The organism is Propioniciclava sp. MC1683, from assembly GCF_014164675.1.
In the GTDB taxonomy this organism is placed as follows: Bacteria; Actinomycetota; Actinomycetes; order Propionibacteriales; family Propionibacteriaceae; genus Propioniciclava.
Genome location: NZ_JACJFX010000009.1, coordinates 77,071 through 92,430 on the forward strand (window position 1 = coordinate 77,071; position 15,360 = coordinate 92,430).

14 protein-coding genes, 1 tRNA gene and 1 riboswitch are annotated in these 15,360 nt (G+C 72.4%); of the genes, 7 read left to right on the top strand and 8 right to left on the bottom strand.

The window, feature by feature from the left end:
- Nucleotide 1: 1 nt before the first annotated feature.
- On the bottom strand, nucleotides 2-1,228 hold the full coding sequence (locus tag H5397_RS18810) for a neutral zinc metallopeptidase (RefSeq protein WP_182816363.1): 1,227 nt from the start codon (nucleotides 1,226-1,228) through the stop codon (nucleotides 2-4).
- A 36-nt stretch (nucleotides 1,229-1,264) separates the two neighbouring features.
- Here H5397_RS18810 and H5397_RS08010 point away from each other — a divergent pair, with 36 nt between their 5' ends.
- On the top strand, nucleotides 1,265-2,938 hold the full coding sequence (locus H5397_RS08010; protein ID WP_182816365.1) for a DUF2207 family protein: 1,674 nt from the start codon (nucleotides 1,265-1,267) through the stop codon (nucleotides 2,936-2,938).
- A gap of 9 nt (nucleotides 2,939-2,947) precedes the next feature.
- Here H5397_RS08010 and H5397_RS08015 read toward each other — a convergent pair whose 3' ends face one another.
- The gene (locus tag H5397_RS08015) at nucleotides 2,948-4,390 is read right to left on the bottom strand and encodes a glycine hydroxymethyltransferase (protein ID WP_182816367.1); all 1,443 of its coding nucleotides are present in this window, start codon (nucleotides 4,388-4,390) and stop codon (nucleotides 2,948-2,950) included.
- A 167-nt stretch (nucleotides 4,391-4,557) separates the two neighbouring features.
- Here H5397_RS08015 and H5397_RS08020 point away from each other — a divergent pair, with 167 nt between their 5' ends.
- Complete coding sequence (locus tag H5397_RS08020; protein WP_182816369.1) at nucleotides 4,558-5,796, top strand: S49 family peptidase; 1,239 nt, start codon at nucleotides 4,558-4,560, stop codon at nucleotides 5,794-5,796.
- Nucleotides 5,797-5,806: 10 nt separating this feature from the next.
- On the opposite strand, the gene rlmB is transcribed toward H5397_RS08020, so the two are convergent.
- The 4 genes from rlmB to H5397_RS08040 all read right to left on the bottom strand — a co-directional run bounded on the left by rlmB (nucleotide 5,807) and on the right by H5397_RS08040 (nucleotide 10,823).
- On the bottom strand, nucleotides 5,807-6,805 hold the full coding sequence (gene rlmB / locus H5397_RS08025; protein WP_182816371.1) for a 23S rRNA (guanosine(2251)-2'-O)-methyltransferase RlmB: 999 nt from the start codon (nucleotides 6,803-6,805) through the stop codon (nucleotides 5,807-5,809).
- A 1-nt stretch (nucleotide 6,806) separates the two neighbouring features.
- Entirely contained in the window at nucleotides 6,807-8,243 is a 1,437-nt protein-coding gene (gene cysS / locus H5397_RS08030; protein WP_182816373.1) for a cysteine--tRNA ligase, read from the bottom strand.
- Between the two features lie 34 nt (nucleotides 8,244-8,277).
- Complete coding sequence (locus H5397_RS08035) at nucleotides 8,278-9,657, bottom strand: DUF4032 domain-containing protein (protein ID WP_182816375.1); 1,380 nt, start codon at nucleotides 9,655-9,657, stop codon at nucleotides 8,278-8,280.
- A gap of 68 nt (nucleotides 9,658-9,725) precedes the next feature.
- Nucleotides 9,726-10,823, bottom strand: a complete 1,098-nt coding sequence (locus H5397_RS08040; protein WP_182816377.1) for an ABC transporter ATP-binding protein — start codon at nucleotides 10,821-10,823, stop codon at nucleotides 9,726-9,728.
- A gap of 190 nt (nucleotides 10,824-11,013) precedes the next feature.
- Here H5397_RS08040 and H5397_RS08045 point away from each other — a divergent pair, with 190 nt between their 5' ends.
- The 3 genes from H5397_RS08045 to H5397_RS08055 are packed head-to-tail and all read left to right on the top strand — an operon-like array spanning nucleotide 11,014 to nucleotide 13,756.
- On the top strand, nucleotides 11,014-11,760 hold the full coding sequence (locus H5397_RS08045) for a DedA family protein (protein ID WP_182816379.1): 747 nt from the start codon (nucleotides 11,014-11,016) through the stop codon (nucleotides 11,758-11,760).
- Between the two features lie 53 nt (nucleotides 11,761-11,813).
- Nucleotides 11,814-13,097: a sensor histidine kinase gene (locus tag H5397_RS08050; RefSeq protein ID WP_182816380.1), complete on the top strand. Its 1,284-nt coding sequence runs from the start codon at nucleotides 11,814-11,816 to the stop codon at nucleotides 13,095-13,097.
- Nucleotides 13,058-13,756 carry a response regulator transcription factor gene (locus H5397_RS08055; RefSeq protein WP_182816382.1) on the top strand — a complete coding sequence of 233 codons (699 nt, stop codon included), beginning with the start codon at nucleotides 13,058-13,060 and terminating at the stop codon, nucleotides 13,754-13,756. Before H5397_RS08050 ends, H5397_RS08055 begins: the two co-directional genes overlap by 40 nt.
- 24 nt (nucleotides 13,757-13,780) lie before the next feature.
- Here H5397_RS08055 and H5397_RS08060 read toward each other — a convergent pair whose 3' ends face one another.
- Nucleotides 13,781-14,434: a class I SAM-dependent methyltransferase gene (locus H5397_RS08060; protein ID WP_309224318.1), complete on the bottom strand. Its 654-nt coding sequence runs from the start codon at nucleotides 14,432-14,434 to the stop codon at nucleotides 13,781-13,783.
- 1 nt (nucleotide 14,435) lies between these two features.
- Nucleotides 14,436-14,508 (bottom strand) — tRNA-Thr (locus H5397_RS08065).
- A gap of 56 nt (nucleotides 14,509-14,564) precedes the next feature.
- A riboswitch (guanidine-III (ykkC-III) riboswitch) is annotated at nucleotides 14,565-14,632 on the top strand.
- A 55-nt stretch (nucleotides 14,633-14,687) separates the two neighbouring features.
- Here H5397_RS08065 and H5397_RS08070 point away from each other — a divergent pair.
- Together H5397_RS08070 and H5397_RS08075 are read left to right on the top strand one after the other, a co-directional pair.
- The gene (locus H5397_RS08070; protein WP_309224319.1) at nucleotides 14,688-15,002 is read left to right on the top strand and encodes an SMR family transporter; all 315 of its coding nucleotides are present in this window, start codon (nucleotides 14,688-14,690) and stop codon (nucleotides 15,000-15,002) included.
- Nucleotide 15,003: 1 nt separating this feature from the next.
- Entirely contained in the window at nucleotides 15,004-15,357 is a 354-nt protein-coding gene (locus H5397_RS08075) for a multidrug efflux SMR transporter (RefSeq protein WP_182816386.1), read from the top strand.
- The last annotated feature ends 3 nt before the right edge of the window (nucleotides 15,358-15,360 follow it).

Below are 15,360 nucleotides of genomic sequence, written 5' to 3' on the forward strand. Positions count from 1 at the left end.
GTCAGCGCACCTCGTCCTCGCTCGCCACGAACGCGTTGCACGCGGCGATGGCGTCGCTGCCAAGACCGCGGTCGAACCAGTCCTGTCGGGCTGCCCCCGTGCCGTGTCCGCCGGACCAGCCGGGGCGTCCGGACAGCACGTCGTCGCCGAGGTTGTACGCCAGCCCGCTGAGCCGCTCGAGCTCGCCCGGGCCGAGGTTCTGGCTCTGCGCCACCGAACGCACGTACTGGCCGGCCAGGCAGTCGGCCTGCACCTCGGTGCGCCGCGACAGGTCCTGCGCGGCGCGCTCGGAGCGGGCGTCCTGTTCGAGATACTTCTCCGAGATCAGGATCGCGGTCCGCGCCTGGACCGCGTGGCCGAACTCGTGGGCGAGGATCATCTCGGCCGCGTACGGGGCCGAGGCGACGTTGGCGGGGAAGGCCCGCAGCAGCGTGTTGGCGTAGTACACGCGCTGGTCGCCGGTGCAGTAGGCGGCGTTCACCTCGGCGAAGTCGCCGCACGCGGTCTTGATCGGCCGGGTGTAGACCACGACCGGGGGCCGTGGCATCTCGAAGCCGGCCGCCTCGACGGGCTCGGCGAAGACCGTCATCAGGCAGCCCATCAGCTCGTTGAAGTGCTCCTGCTTCTCGGCCGCCGACGCCGAGGGCACGTCCACCGCGGCCATCCGGCAGTTCGTGGGGGTCGGGACCTGCTGGTCGTAGAGCGGGTTCGACCGTACGAGGCGACCCGCGGCGTCCATGTTGCGCGGGCCGGGCACGGCGGGCGGGTTCCGGTCGGCGGGCGGCGGCGTGTAGTCCTCGTTGAGGTACGGCGAGGTGGGGTCGCCCGGCACCTGCGGGGCGGGCGCGGGGGCGTCCGGTCGCGTCGGGTTCGCCGGGGCGTCGGGGACGCCGGGGAGCTGGGCGCCCATCACGTCGTCCATCAGCCCGCGCAGGAACGAGGCGATCATCAGGATGGCCACCACGGCCATGACGATCCGCACGAGGTTACCCAGGCCGCTGCGGCGGCGCTGGGGCGGGCGGGGGGCCGGACGCGGTGCCGGCCATGGTTGCTGGGCCTGCGGCGGCCACCCCTGGGGCGCCCGCTGCGGGGCCGGCCACTGCTGGGGAGGGGGCCACTGCTGCACCTGGCGCGGCGGCCACTGCTGCGGCGGTGGCCAGGCCTGCTGGGGCGTCCCGGACGGCCCGCGGCGCGGTGGCGGCGGGGCTCCCCAGGGCGTCTGGCTCACGCGCCCACCCTAGCCGGGTGCGGTAGGTTCACGATCGTGACCACCGCACGCACCCTCCTCGGACGCCTCGCGGCCGCCCTCGCGCTCACCCTGGCGCTCGTGGCCGCGCCGATCCCCGCGCACGCGGTGACCGAGGTGGAGTCCTACCTGGTCGACGCCCGGATCGACGCCGACGGCACGCTGCACGTGGACGCCACGATCACCCCCACCGGCGGCCCGGGCGAGCTGGTCCAGCGGTTCGCCACCACCCTGCCCACCTCCGAGGCGCGCGAGTTCCGCTTCACCCTCGACGACGTGCGCGCCAGCGCCTCCGGGACCGACGTGCCCGTCGAGGTCGCCACCGACGGCGCCTACCGGGTGGTCACTATGCCGGTCGACGACGCGCCCGTGGTGCTCAGCTACTCCGTCCGCGGCGCCGCGATCGAGACCGCCGACACCACCACCGTCACGTGGCGCCTGCTGCAGGGGCTCAACCTGCCGGTGCGCACCTTCGAGGCGACGGTCGCCGTGCCCGGCCCATTCACCATGGTCGACTGCGCCGCGGGCGCCCCCGGCGCCCCGGGCGCCTGCGGGTGGTACGCCGGCGGCACGCACGACAACCCGACCCCCACCTTCCACGACGGGCCGCGCGGTGCGGGCGAGGTCGTCCAGGTGGTCGTGCGCTTCCCGCGCGACGCGGTGGCCAGCAACCAGGACGTCGTCCAGCGCTGGTCGCTCGACCGCGCGTTCTCGCTGGCCCCGGTGCCGCTCGCGGTCGCCGCGGGCCTGGCCGCGCTCGGCCTGGCCGGCCTGTGGCTGCTGCGCCGCCGGTTCCTGTCCGATGCCGAGGCGGACGCCACCCCCACCATCGTCGGCACCTTCCGCCCCGTCGGTGCGGGCCACAGCGCGTTCGAGGTGGGCGAAGGCGTCCGGCCCGGCCAGATCGGCACGCTGGTCGACGGCACCGTCGACCCGGTCGACGTGACCGCCACCGTGGTCGACCTCGCCGTCCACGGCCACCTCCTGATCCGCGAGCTGCCGCACCGCAGCGCCTACGCGCGCGCCGAGTGGGAGTTCGAGCGCCGCGACTCCGACCGGCCGCTGCGCCCCTACGAGCGGACCCTCCTGGAGGCCATCGCCCCCGCCGACGGCTCGGGGTGCTGCGCCAACCTCGGCCCGCACGTGGGGGAGGTCCTCCCGACCGTGCAGTCGCAGCTGTACGACGACGTGGTGGAGCGCGGCTGGTTCTCGCGGCGTCCGGACGCAACCCGCTCGGCCCTCACCCGCCTCGGTTGGGGCCTGCTCGTCGCCGCCGCGGTCGTCGCCCTCGCGCTGGTCGCGCTCACGACCTTCGGCGTGGCCGGGCTCGTGCTCGTCGCGCTGGCGGCCGGCTTCGGACTCGTCGCCCAGGACACCCCGGCCCGCACGAAGGCGGGCGCGGGCGTCCTCGCGGGGCTGGGCCTGCTGCGCGGCCACCTGCTCACCCAGCCGGTCGAGGAGATGCCGCCGGGGCAGGAGGTCCACGAGCTGTCGGAGGTGCTGCCCTACGCGATCGTGCTCGGCGGCGCCGACCGGTGGCTGGACGGGCTGGCCGCCACGGACCGCGACGACACCCCCGACGAGACCGAGCTCGACTGGTACCACGGCCCCGAGGGCTGGCACCTCGCCGACCTGCCCGACTCGCTGCGCAACTTCATCACCACCGTGGAGGGGGCGCTCCTCCAGCGGTGACCGGCTGCCTCAGAGCTCCAGGCCGGGGTACAGCGGGTTGGCGTCCAGCAGCTCGGCCGCGGCGGCCTTGGTGCGGTCGGCCACGCCGTCGGCGAGGGTGTACTTCGCCTTGCCGGGCTGGCCGTTGGACGCCGTGACCGGCGTCGTCTGCTTGAGCACGTCCACCATCAGCTCCGCCACGCGGTCGAACTCGTCGGCGCCGAAGCCGCGCGAGGTGAGCGCGGGCGTCCCGATGCGGACGCCGGAGGTGTACCAGGCGCCGTTCGGGTCGCGCGGGATCGAGTTGCGGTTGGTGACCACGCCCGAGTCGAGCAGGGCCGACTCGGCCTGGCGGCCGGTGAGGCCGAACGAGGTCGTGACGTCGAGCAGCACGAGGTGGTTGTCGGTGCCGTCGGTGACGAGCTTCACGCCGCGCTTCATCAGGCCCTCGGCCAGCGCCTTGGCGTTGTCGGCCACGTCCTGCGCATAGGTCTGGAAGGACTCGGTGCGCGCCTCGGCGAAGGCCACCGCCTTGGCGGCCATCACGTGCGACAGCGGGCCGCCGAGCACCATCGGGCAGCCCTTGTCGACCGCGTCGGAGTACTCCTTGGTGGCGAGCACGAAGCCACCGCGCGGGCCGCGGAGCGACTTGTGGGTGGTGGAGGCGACGATGTCGGCGTAGGGGACCGGGTTCTCCTCGCCGGTGAACACCTTGCCCGCCACGAGGCCGGCGAAGTGGGCCATGTCGACGAACAGGGTCGCGCCCACGGCGTCCGCGATCTCGCGCATCTTCGCGAAGTTCACCCGGCGCGGGTAGGCGGAGTAGCCGGCCACGATGACGAGCGGCTTGAACTCCTTCGCGTCGGCCAGCAGCTGGTCGTAGTCGATCAGCCCGGTCTCGGGGTCGGTGCCGTAGCTGTGCTGCTCGAACATCTTGCCGGAGATGTTGTGGCGGAAGCCGTGGGTGAGGTGGCCGCCGGCGTCCAGGCTCATGCCCATGACGCGCTGCGAGTTGAACTCGCGGCGCAGCGCCTCCCAGTCCTCATGCGAGAGGTCGTTGACGTTCTTCGCGCCGAGGCGGGCCAGCGTCGGAGACTCGATGCGGGTGTTCAGGATCGCCCAGTAGGCGACGAGGTTGGCGTCGATGCCGGAGTGGGGCTGCACGTAGGCGTACTCGGCGCCGAACAGCTCACGCGCGTGCTCGGCCGCGACGGCCTCGACGGTGTCGACGTTCTGGCAGCCGGCGTAGAAGCGGTGCCCAACCGTGCCCTCGGCGTACTTGTCGCTCAGCCAGTTGCCCATCGTCAGCAGGGTGGCGAGCGAGGCGTAGTTCTCCGACGCGATCAGCTTCAGCGAGGCGCGCTGGTCGTCGAGCTCGGAGCGGATCGCGCCGCTGATCCGCGGCTCCACCGACTCGATGACGGACAAGGCCTGCTGGTAGGCGCTGGACACGGTGGCGGTGAGGTCGGACACGACAGGGCTCCTCGAGGGTTCGGCGTACGCCTCAAGATAGCGCGTCGGGTCGGGTGGGCACCGACCTTGGTCTGGCCCCGGGACGGTGGGGCATCGACCAAGTGTCGATGGCGGACGCCGCGGGCCCGGCTAGCGTGGGGGGCACCCCAGACGCGAGGAAGGCCACCATGGACGAGAACACCCGCCCCGACCCGACGACCGCCCCGGGCACCCCGCCGGACGCGACGTTCGGCGTCCCCCCGACCCAGCCCTACCGGCAGCCCGCACCGCTGCCGTACGCCCCGGCTCCCGCGCCCGCCGCGCGGCCGGCGTCGTTCAAGCGCGGCTTCGGGCTCGGCGCCGGCGCCGGCCTCGGCTTCGGTGGGGCGATGTTGGTCTTCTCCCTCGTGGCCAGCCTGCTGACCGGCCTGGTGCTGATGGGCTTCGCCGGTGCGGCGTCCACGCTGGCCGGCAGCGGGCAGACCGCGGTCGAGCCGCTGGCCACCGTGTGGGGCCCCGACACCGCCACCAAGAAGCTCCGCGCGATCCCCGTCGCGGGTGCCATCCAGACCCGCGGCGCCGACGGCTTCGCCCTCGCCGAGGGCACCTACGGCTACGAGGTCGCCGACGTGCTCGACGGGCTCACCGCCGAGGACGCCGACGGCATCGTGCTGATGCTCGACACCCCCGGCGGCACGGTCACCGGCTCGAAGGCGATCGCCGACGCGGTCGACCGTTACCGCGAGCGCACGGGCAAGAAGGTATTCGCCTTCGTCCAGGGGATGTCGGCCTCGGGCGGCATGTACGCGATGGCGGGCGCCGACGAGATCGTCGCCGACCACGGCACCACCGTCGGCAGCGTGGGCGTCATCATGGGCCCGATCGAGCGCTACCGCGACGTGACCGGCATGGGCAGCATCATGGGCGCCGTCGAGGCGGGCGAGATCACCCAGGAGTACATCACCGCCGGAAAGGGCAAGGACGCCGGGCAGCCGTTCCGCGACCTGACCGCCGAGGAGCGCGCGAACCTGGTCGACATCGCCAACGAGATGTACGACGACTTCGTGACCCACGTCTCGACCAAGCGCGGCATCGACCGCGCCGTGATCGTCGAGCAGCTCGGCGCGGGCATGTTCACCGGCCAGAAGGCCAAGGACGTCGGCTACATCGACGAGGTCATGGGCCGCGACGAGGCGCTGCGCCACTTCGCGACCGCCGCCGGGCTCGACCCGGCCGACACCAAGCTGGTGCAGGCGACGGCCCCCGGCCTGTGGGCGAGCCTGTTCGGCGTCGAGGCCCGCCCGTGGGGCGTCGCCCCTGCGGCCCAGCCGGTCGGTGGCCAGCCGGCCCGCGCCACGGCGCAGATGTGCACCGACCCCACCACCCCGCTGGCCTGGCACGGCCCGACGGTGGGGGTCTGCGGCTGATCCGCGCCGCTCAGCGGCTGCGCGCCACCTCGTAGAGGGCGATGGACGCCGCCACGGACGCGTTCAGCGACTCGACCTCGGAGGCGATCGGGATGGACGCCAGCACGTCGCAGTTCTTGCGCACGAGCTGGCTCAGCCCCTCGCCCTCGGAGCCGACGACGAGCAGCACCGGGCCGTCGACGCCGGGGATCTCGGCGATGTCGACCTCACCCTCGCCGGCCAGGCCGACCACGACGAAGCCGGCCTCGGCGTAGTCGCGCAGCACGCGGTTGAGGTTGGTGGCCAGTGCGACCGGGACGCGCACGGCGGCGCCGGCCGAGGTCTTCCAGGCCGCGGCCGTCATGTGGGCCGAGCGGCGCTCCGGCACGATCACGCCCACGGCGCCGAAGGCGGCCGCCGAGCGGATGATCGCGCCCAGGTTGCGGGGGTCGGTGACCTGGTCGCAGGCCACCACGATGGGGGCGTCGTCATCGGCGAGGGCGTCCTCGAGCAGGTCGCCGGGGTGCGCGTACTCGTACTCGGGAAGCTGGATCGCGACGCCCTGGTGCACGGCACCGGCGGTCAGCCGGTCGAGCTCGGAGCGGGACGCCTGCAGCAGCGTGATGCCCTTCTCGGCGGCGATCTTCAGGATGTCGGCGATCCGGGTGTCGCGGTCGGCGCCCTCCATCAGGTAGGCGCGGCGCACCGGCAGGTCTGCCTGCAGGGCCTCGAGCACGGGGTTGCGGCCGATCACCCAGTCCGCCCCGGGAGCCTTCGCGGCGCCCTGGCGGACACGCTGCTCGCCGGGGGGCGTGCGGCGGCCGCGCGGCTTGTTCCCCGAGATCGGCGACTCCTCCGGGCGACGCTTGCGGTACGCCTTGTGGTACGGGCGGTCCTCGGCCTTGGGCGTGGGGCCCTTGCCCTCGAGCCCGCGCTTGACGCGCCCGCCCGAGCCTGCGGTGCGGCCCGTCGGGCCGATGCCCTTGCCGCGCTTGCGCACGGCTCCCTTGCGCTGCGAATTGCCGGCCATGTCATCCCCTCTCGCGGGACCAGCGGGCCCCGTCCTTGGTGTCGGTGATCGTCAGGCCGGCGGCCGCCAGCGAGTCGCGGATCGCGTCGGCGGCGGCCCAGTCCTTGTTCGCGCGCGCGGCCGCACGCTGCTCCAGCATCGTGCCCACGAGCGCGTCGACCACGCCCGTGAGGTCGTCGGACGCCGCACCCTGAGTGTGCGCCCACTCGGGCGCGGCCGGGTCGAGGCCGAGGATGCCGAGCATCCACGTCACGTCGACGGCGGCCCAACCGACGGCGTCCCGGTCGCCCGAGGCGATCGCCTGGTTGCCGTCCTTGACCCGGCCGAACAGCGCGGCCAGGGCGGCCGGCGTCCCGAGGTCGTCGTCCATGGCGGCGGTGAACGCCGCGCGGGCGTCCCGCCGGTCGCCCGTCGTGCCCTCGAACGCGACCTCGCCGAGCACCTCGCCCGCCCGGGCGAGGAAGGAGTCGATGCGCTCCAGCTGGGCGGCGGACTCGGCCAGCGAGGCGTCCGAGAGCTCGATCGCCGAGCGGTAGTGGGGGCCGGCCAGGTACAGCCGGACCGCGCGGCCGCCGTACTGCGCGACGGCGTCCCCCACGTCGGCGGTGTTGCCGAGGCTCTTGCTCATCTTCTCGCCGGCCATGGTGACCCACGCGTTGTGCATCCACACCCGCGCGAACGGACGCCCCGCCGCCTGGCTCTGGGCCATCTCGTTCTCGTGGTGCGGGAAGCGCAGGTCGAGGCCGCCGCCGTGGATGTCGAACTCGGGGCCGAGGTACTTGCCCGCCATCGCGGAGCACTCGATGTGCCAACCGGGTCGGCCGCGGCCCCACGGGGCCGGCCACGACGCGGTCGCAGGCTCGCCGGGCTTGGTGCCCTTCCACAGCGCGAAGTCGCGGGGGTCTCGCTTGCCGCGTAGGTCGGCCTCCTCGTCGGACGCCATCTCGTCGGCGCGCATGCCCGACAGCGACCCGTAGGCGGGCCAGCTGGCCACGTCGAAGTAGACGTCGCCCGAGCCGTCGTCGGCCGCGTAGGCGTGCCCGGCATCGATGAGCTCGGCGATCAGCTCGACCATCTCGGGGATGTGGCCGGTCGCCTTCGGCTCGTATGTCGGCGGGCGGACGCCCAGGGCGCGGATCGCCTCGTGGAACTGCCCCTCGACCCGGTAGCCCAGCGCCCACCAGGGCTCGCCGGTCTCGGCCGAGAGCGCGAGGATCTTGTCGTCGATGTCGGTGATGTTCGCCACGAGGGTGACCTCGTGGCCCGCGTGCTCCAGCCAGCGGCGCAGGACGTCGAAGTTGACCTCCTTGCGGACGTGGCCCAGGTGCGGGGGCTTCTGCACGGTAGGACCGCACGCGTAGATCGAGACCTTGCCCTCGACGAGGGGCTTGAACTCGGTCTTGGTGCGTGTCGCGGTGTCGTACAGGTGCAGGCTCACCGGGCAAGCGTACCGAAGGCGACCTCGGGTCCGTTCACCCCTGCGAGCGCCGCCGCAGGGCCTCGATGTCGAGGAAGTCCGGCAGCACCTCGGTGCCGGGGGCGAACGCCTCGGCCTCCCACGGGTCCTCGGGCATCTCCTCCTCCTCGACGAACCCCTGCGAGGGGTCGAGGGGGTTGGCCAGCTGGCGCTGCTCGCCCAGCGGCGAGAAGGCCTCGTGGGAGATCACCTCGTCGGGCAGTGCGCTGAGCACGTCGTGGATGTAGCCCTGCACCGCCTCGGTCAGCGGCACGTCGCGGTGCTCGCGCTGGCTCTGGTACCAGCGGTAGTCCAGCACCTCGTGGAAGATCTGCGCGGGCTCGCGCTTGCCGGCCAGGTGCCCGGGGATCGCCGTGATCACCGGCTCGAACGCGTGGGTCAGCCACTGGTGGGCGACGACGGACTCCTCGACGTGGCCCTGGTTGGTGCGGGCGCGGTAGGTGTCGAGGTCATTGAGCAGGCGGCGGGCCTGGTTCTCCTCAGTGTCGAGGCCGGTCAACCGCAGCAGGCGCCGGGAGTGGTGCCCGGCGTCCACGACCTTCGGCTGGATGGTGATCGAGTCGCCGGTGGGGGAGGTGCTGATGTCGAGCTCGGCGACGTCGAAGCCCAGCTGGTTGAGCCGGCGCACGCGCGACTCGATGCGCGCGAGCTCGGAGCCGGCGAACTTCTCCAGCCCGGTGAGCTCGCGCCACAGGTCGCGGTAGCGGGACTCGATCTGCTGCACCAGCTGCAGCGGGTCGAGGGCCTCGTCGAGCATCCGGCCGGCCTCGAGGTCGGAGAACTCGCCGAACAGGTTCACCATCGCGATCTCGAGGTCGTGCAGCCGCTGGCCGTCGGACAGCTGCTCGTGCAGCTCGGCGGTCTCGGCGTCGACCAGGTAGGCGGCGAACTCACCCGCGTCGCGCCGGAAGAGGATGTTCGACAGGGACACGTCCCCCCACAGGAACCCGATCAGGTGCAGGCGGGCCAGCAGCACCACCATCGCGTCCAGGAGGCGGGAGACGGTGTCGCGGCGCACGCCGGTGGAGAACAGCGAGCGGTAGGGCAACGAGAACTGCAGGTGCCGGGTGAGCAGGATCGAGTCCAAGGGGTCGCCGTCGGCGTCCAGGCGGTTGGTGACCACGCCCATCGGCTCGACGGCGGGGGTGTCGAGGCGGCTGAGGTCGGTGAGCATTCGGTACTCGTGGACGGCCGCGGCCTCGATGACCTCCTTGGCCGCGTACACCTCGTCGCCGACCTGGATGAACCGCACCACGTGCCGGGAGATGCCCCGGGGGAGCGCGACCAGGTGCTCGTGCGGCCACTCGGCCAGCGGGATGTGCCAAGGGAGCGGGAGGAGGCGGGCGTCCGGCTGGGCCGCCAGAAATCGAGGCACGGGGTGATCCTCTCACAACGGCACAGGCCCCCGGCGGGTGCCAGGGGCCTGTGCGACGGGGGCTGGCGTCAGCTGATGCGGTCGCCGGTCTTGTTGCTGAACACGTGCATGCGGCCGTGGTCGGGCTCCAGGCGGACCACGTCGCGCTTGGTGAGCGGGTGGCGGGACTGGAGGCGAGCCACGATCTGGTTCGCGTTGAGCTTCTCGTCGGCCGAGAGGCCGGCGAGGGTGCCGTACAGGTACGAGTCCGCACCCAGCTCCTCGACCACGGCGACGTCGATGGCGATGCCGTTGCCGTCCTGGGTGGTGTGGAAGTGCTCGGGACGGATGCCCAGCGTCAGGTCGGCCTCGCCCTGGGCCTTGGCCAGGATCTCGCGCGCGACGGGCACGACGTGGTCGCCCACCTGGACACCGCCGTCGACGACCCTGCCGGCGATCAGGTTCATGGCCGGGGAGCCGATGAAGCCCGCGACGAAGAGGTTCTTCGGGGCGTCGTACAGCTCGAGCGGGGACGCCACCTGCTGCAGCAGGCCGTCCTTCATGACCGCGACGCGGTCACCCATCGTCATGGCCTCGACCTGGTCGTGGGTGACGTAGACGGTCGTGACGCCGAGGCGCTGCTGGAGGGCGGCGATCTGCGTACGGGTCGACACACGGAGCTTCGCGTCGAGGTTCGACAGCGGCTCGTCCATGAGGAAGACCTGCGGCTGGCGGACGATCGCGCGGCCCATGGCGACGCGCTGGCGCTGACCACCGGAGAGGGCCTTCGGCTTGCGGGACAGGAAGGACTCCAGGCCCAGCAGCTTGGCGGCCTCGAGGACGCGCTTCTCGCGGTCGGCCTTCGGCACGTTCTGCATCTTGAGGGCGAAGCCCATGTTGTCCGCCACCGTCATGTGGGGGTACAGGGCGTAGTTCTGGAAGACCATCGCGATGTCGCGGTCCTTGGGAGGCAGGTCGGTGACGTTGCGGTCGCCGATGTGGATGGCGCCCGCGTTCACCTCCTCCAGGCCGGCGAGCATGCGCAGCGAGGTCGACTTGCCGCAACCGGAGGGGCCGACGAGGACCATGAACTCGCCGTCGCCGATCTCGAGGTTCAGCTTGTCGACGGCCGGGTGGTCGGCACCGGGGTAGACGCGCGTGGCGTCCTTGAACGAGACAGTGGCCATGCCACAACATCCTTTCCACGGGCAGGTACGTGCCCGACGATCCGTAGTGGAAACGCGGACCGCGTTCGCGGTCCGACTCCCATTCAACCCTCGCCCCGCCCGACCTGCAAGTTGGGGCCCCGCCTTCGTGACCTAGTCGCAACGTTGAGCCGCTGAACGAGTGCGGTGTCCGCTTGGGTATCCTCGCGGGGTGACCTCGCAGCCCGCCCCCGAGACCCCGGACGCCGCAGCCGCGGCGTCCGAGCCCGAGTGGTGGGACGACCCCGCCCTGCCGTGGAAGCACAAGCCGGGCCGCGCCGACCTGATCTGCATGTCCGCGCTGTCGGTCGTGGCCATCTACGCGCTGGTGATGCTGCCGCTGCGCCCGATCATCCTGGGCCTGGCGCCGCACCTGCTCGGCTCGCTCGGTTACCGCACCGGCCTGGTGCTGGTCGGCGCGCTGGCCGCCGTGGGGGACCGCTGGTGGCCGCTGGTCCTGGTCGTGGGGTCGCTGATGGCGATGAAGTTCGACTGGGTCTACTGGTGGGCCGGCAAGCTCTGGGGCCGGAACATCATGGACGTGTGGTCGGCCAACAAGTCGGAGCGCACCCAGCGCCGCTGGGAGAAGATCTGGAACGGCGCCCGCCGGTTCGAGACCTTGGCCATCTTCGTGACCTTCCTGCCCATCCCGATCCCGGCCGGCGTGGTGTACGCCGCCCTGGGCGCGGCCGGCACCAAGCTGTGGAAGTTCCTGGCCGTCTGCTTCGGCAGCGCCCTGCTCACCACTGCCGGCTACATGGCGGTGGGCTACTGGATCGGCGAGCCGGCCGTGCAGGTCGTCGACACCTACGGCCGCTACCTGTGGTACCTCTCGATCGCGATCCTCGTCGGCATGTTCGCCGTGTTCTGGTACCGCCAGCGCGGGGCCCAGCAGCAGGCGTCGACCGAGGACCGGTGATCGCTGGCCGAAGGTCGGTCCCGACCGGTCGCCCGGCCTCTTAGGCTCACCCCATGCCCTTCCGCCCCACCTGGGCCGCGATGTTCGAGCCCGAGCTGTACCCGCCCCCGCCGCTGACCGGCTTCGGCTTCGCGTGGCGCTACGCGGTCGCCATCGGGTCCTTCTTCGCCATGGCCGCCGTCTGGGTGCTGGCCTTCCAGGCCCGCTCGACCGGTGTCCTCCTCGACATCCCGATCACCCCCGAGGAGATCGGCAGCCTGCCCCCGGTCTGGTGGGCGGTGCTGGACCCGGTCCTGGGCGCCATCGGGCTGGCCACGATCCACCTGCGTCGCCGGTTCCCGCTGGTGCTCGCCGTGGGCACCGCGGTCTTGTCGTTCGCGTCCGCCTCCATCGCCGCGGTCGCGGTCTGGGCGTTCATCTCCAACGCGTCACGGCGCAACCTGCGCAACACCCTCATCGCCTGGGCGGCCACGCTGGCGACGGGGCTGGCCGGCTTCCTGCTGCCGTGGTCGGTCCCCTTCACCTGGGGCAACCTGATCGGGGTCGCGCTGCTCAGCACCGCGATGGCGCTGCTGGGGATGTACCTCGGCGTCCGGCGCGACCGGGCGGCCGGCTTCCTGCGCCGGGTCGAGCAGGCCGAGGCCGACCGCCAGTTCGCCGTCCTCGCCGAGCGCAACCGGATCGCCCGCGAGATGCACGACGTGCTCGCCCACCGCATCTCGCTGGTCTCGATGCACGCCGGCGTGCTCGCCTACCGCAGCGACCTGCCGCCCGAGAAGACCCAGGAGATCGCCTCGATCATCCAGGAGAACGCGCACGCGTCCCTGACCGAGCTGCGGTCGGTGCTGTCCACCCTCCGCGAGATGCCGACCGTGGACGCCGCGGGCGCGGTGGTCGGGGCCGGGGCCACGGCGTCCGGGCCGGTCGCCGCGCCGCAGCCGACGCTCGCCGACCTGCCCGCCCTGATCGAGGAGGTGCACGCCTCGGGGCAGCGGCTCGAGGTGGTCGACACGCTGGACGCGGCGTCCGTGCCCCTGGTGCAGCAGCGCCACCTCTACCGGATCGTGCAGGAGTGCCTGACCAACGCCCGCAAGCACGCGCCGCGTGCGCTCGTGCGGCTGGAGCTGTCGGGCAACCGCCGCGAGGGCATCACCCTGCGGTGCGGCAACGACCTGACCGACCTGACCGCGGCGATCCCTGGCTCGAAGCTCGGGCTGGTCGGCATCACCGAACGCGCCCACATGCTGGGCGGGCGCCTCGACGCCGGCGTGAGAGGCGGCCGGTTCGAGGTCGAGGCATGGCTACCGTGGGAGACGGACTTCAGGAGGACCCCGTGACCGAGAACACCATCCGCATCGTGCTGGTCGACGACGACCCGCTGGTCCGAGCCGGGCTGGGGCTGATCCTCGGCGGCTCGCCCGACCTCGAGGTGGTCGCCGAGGCCGCCGACGGTGTCGAGGCCGTGCAGGTCGTGGCCGAGCACAAGCCCGACATCGTGCTCATGGACATCCGGATGCCGCGGCGCGACGGCATCGCCGCCACCGCCGAGATCCTCGCCCGGCCGGATGCCCCCCGGGTGGTCGTGCTGACGACGTTCGACTCCGACGACATGGTGCTGAAGGCGCTGCAGGCGGGCGCGTCGGGCTTCCTGCTCAAGGACACCCCGCCGCCGAAGATGGTCGAGGCGATCCGCGCCGTGGATGCCGGCGAGACCACCCTGTCGCCGTCGGTCATCTCGCAGGTCATCGGGCTGGCGACGAAGTCGGCCGACGACGGCCGCGGCGAGGCCGCGCTGAAGCAGCTGGACGCCCTCACCGAGCGCGAGCGCGAGGTCGCCGTCGCCATCGGGCAGGGCAAGTCGAACGCCGAGATCGCGGGCGAGCTGTACATGTCGATCGCGACCGTGAAGGCCTACGTCACGCGCATCTTCTACAAGCTGGGCGTCGACAACCGCGTCCAGGTCGCGATGCGGGTCCACGACGCGGGGCTGGTGTAGCCCGCAGGGGTGGCGGGGCCGGGCTCACGCCCGGTGCAGCACCGCCACCAGGAACTGCGACTCCTCGGTGAACAGCTGCAGGTCCCACGTCGAGAACGCCTGCTTGAGCAGCAGGCCGGAGCTCGCGGCGTCCGTCACGAAGTCGTCGAAGTCGTAGCCGCGGCCGGCGCCGTAGCCGATCACCGCGCGGCCCTCGGGCTTGAGCCAGGAGGCGATGTTCGCCAGCACGTCGCGGCGCGTCCCGGGGTGCAGGAAGCCCATCACGTTGCCCGCCGAGAACACCAGGTCGTAGGCCTGAGGTGCGTCGGCCGGCAGCACCACGTCGGTGAGGTCGCCGACCACGTAGCGCGGGCCGGGGAAGTCCTCCTCGGCGGCCTGGATGAGGACCGGGTCGAGGTCGACGCCGACGACGGTGTGGCCCGCCGCGTGCAGGTAGCCGGCGTGGCGGCCGGGACCGCAGCCGGCGTCGAGGATCGTGGCGCCGCGCGGGGCCATCGCGTCGATCAGGCGCGCCTCGCCGACCAGGTCGGTGCCGCCTGCGGCCATGTCGCGGAACCGCTGCACGTACCAGGCCGAGTGGTTGGGGTTGTTGGCCACGGCGTCGGCCCACTTGCTGCGCCGCGCCGCGCGCAGCATGGCGGCGGTGAGGTTGGTCGGGGCGAGCTTGCTGGGGTCCACGAGCCTCCGACAGGATTCGAACCCGCGACCATCCGCTTACAAGGCGGGCGCTCTACCAACTGAGCTACGGAGGCATGGCCCGGGTGGGCCGGGGTCCATTGTGCCCGAATCGCTGCCCGTCGCGCGCGTTGCTAGGCTGGTGGCGGCTCCCAGCCCCGGACGACGGTTCAGTACCCGGTGACGACAAGACTGGCCAACGGTGTGTTCGCTTCACGGACGCCCACGGCGTCCGATGTCTTGTGGAGGAGTCTTCGTGGACTGGGTGATCCTGCTGGCCTCGGGCGTGCTCGAGGCGGTGTGGGCGACGGCGCTGGGCGCGTCGGGCGGCCTGAGGAAGTGGAAGCCGACCCTGGTGTTCGTGGTCGCGTCCGTGCTGAGTCTGTACGGGCTGGGGGTGGCGATGGTCACGATCCCGGTCGGGACCGCCTACGCCGTCTGGACCGCCACCGGCGCGACCCTGACCGTGGTGTGGGCGATGGTGCGCGGCGTCGAGCCCGCCACGCTGCGCCGCGTGCTGCTGCTGATGGGCATCGTCGCCTGCGTCGTCGGCCTGAAGGTGGTGGGTTGACGTGCCGTGGATCGTGTTGGTCGTGTCGGCCGTGCTCGAGGCCGTCTGGGCGACCGCCCTCGCGCAGTCGGCCGGGTTGACCCTGCTGGGGCCGACCGTGGTGTTCTTCGTGGCGACCGTGCTCTCGGTCGTCGGGCTGGGCTGTGCGATGAAGTCGATCCCGACCGGGACGGCCTACGCCGTCTGGACCGGTATCGGCGCCGTGCTCACCGTCGCCTGGGCCGCCGCGACCGGGGCCGAGCCGCTGTCGCCGGTCAAGGTGCTGCTGCTGGCCGGGATCATCGGCTGCGTGATCGGCCTGAAGTTCTCCACGCCCGCTGCGCCCGACCCGGTGGCCGGCTCGACCGAAGCCTGAGCC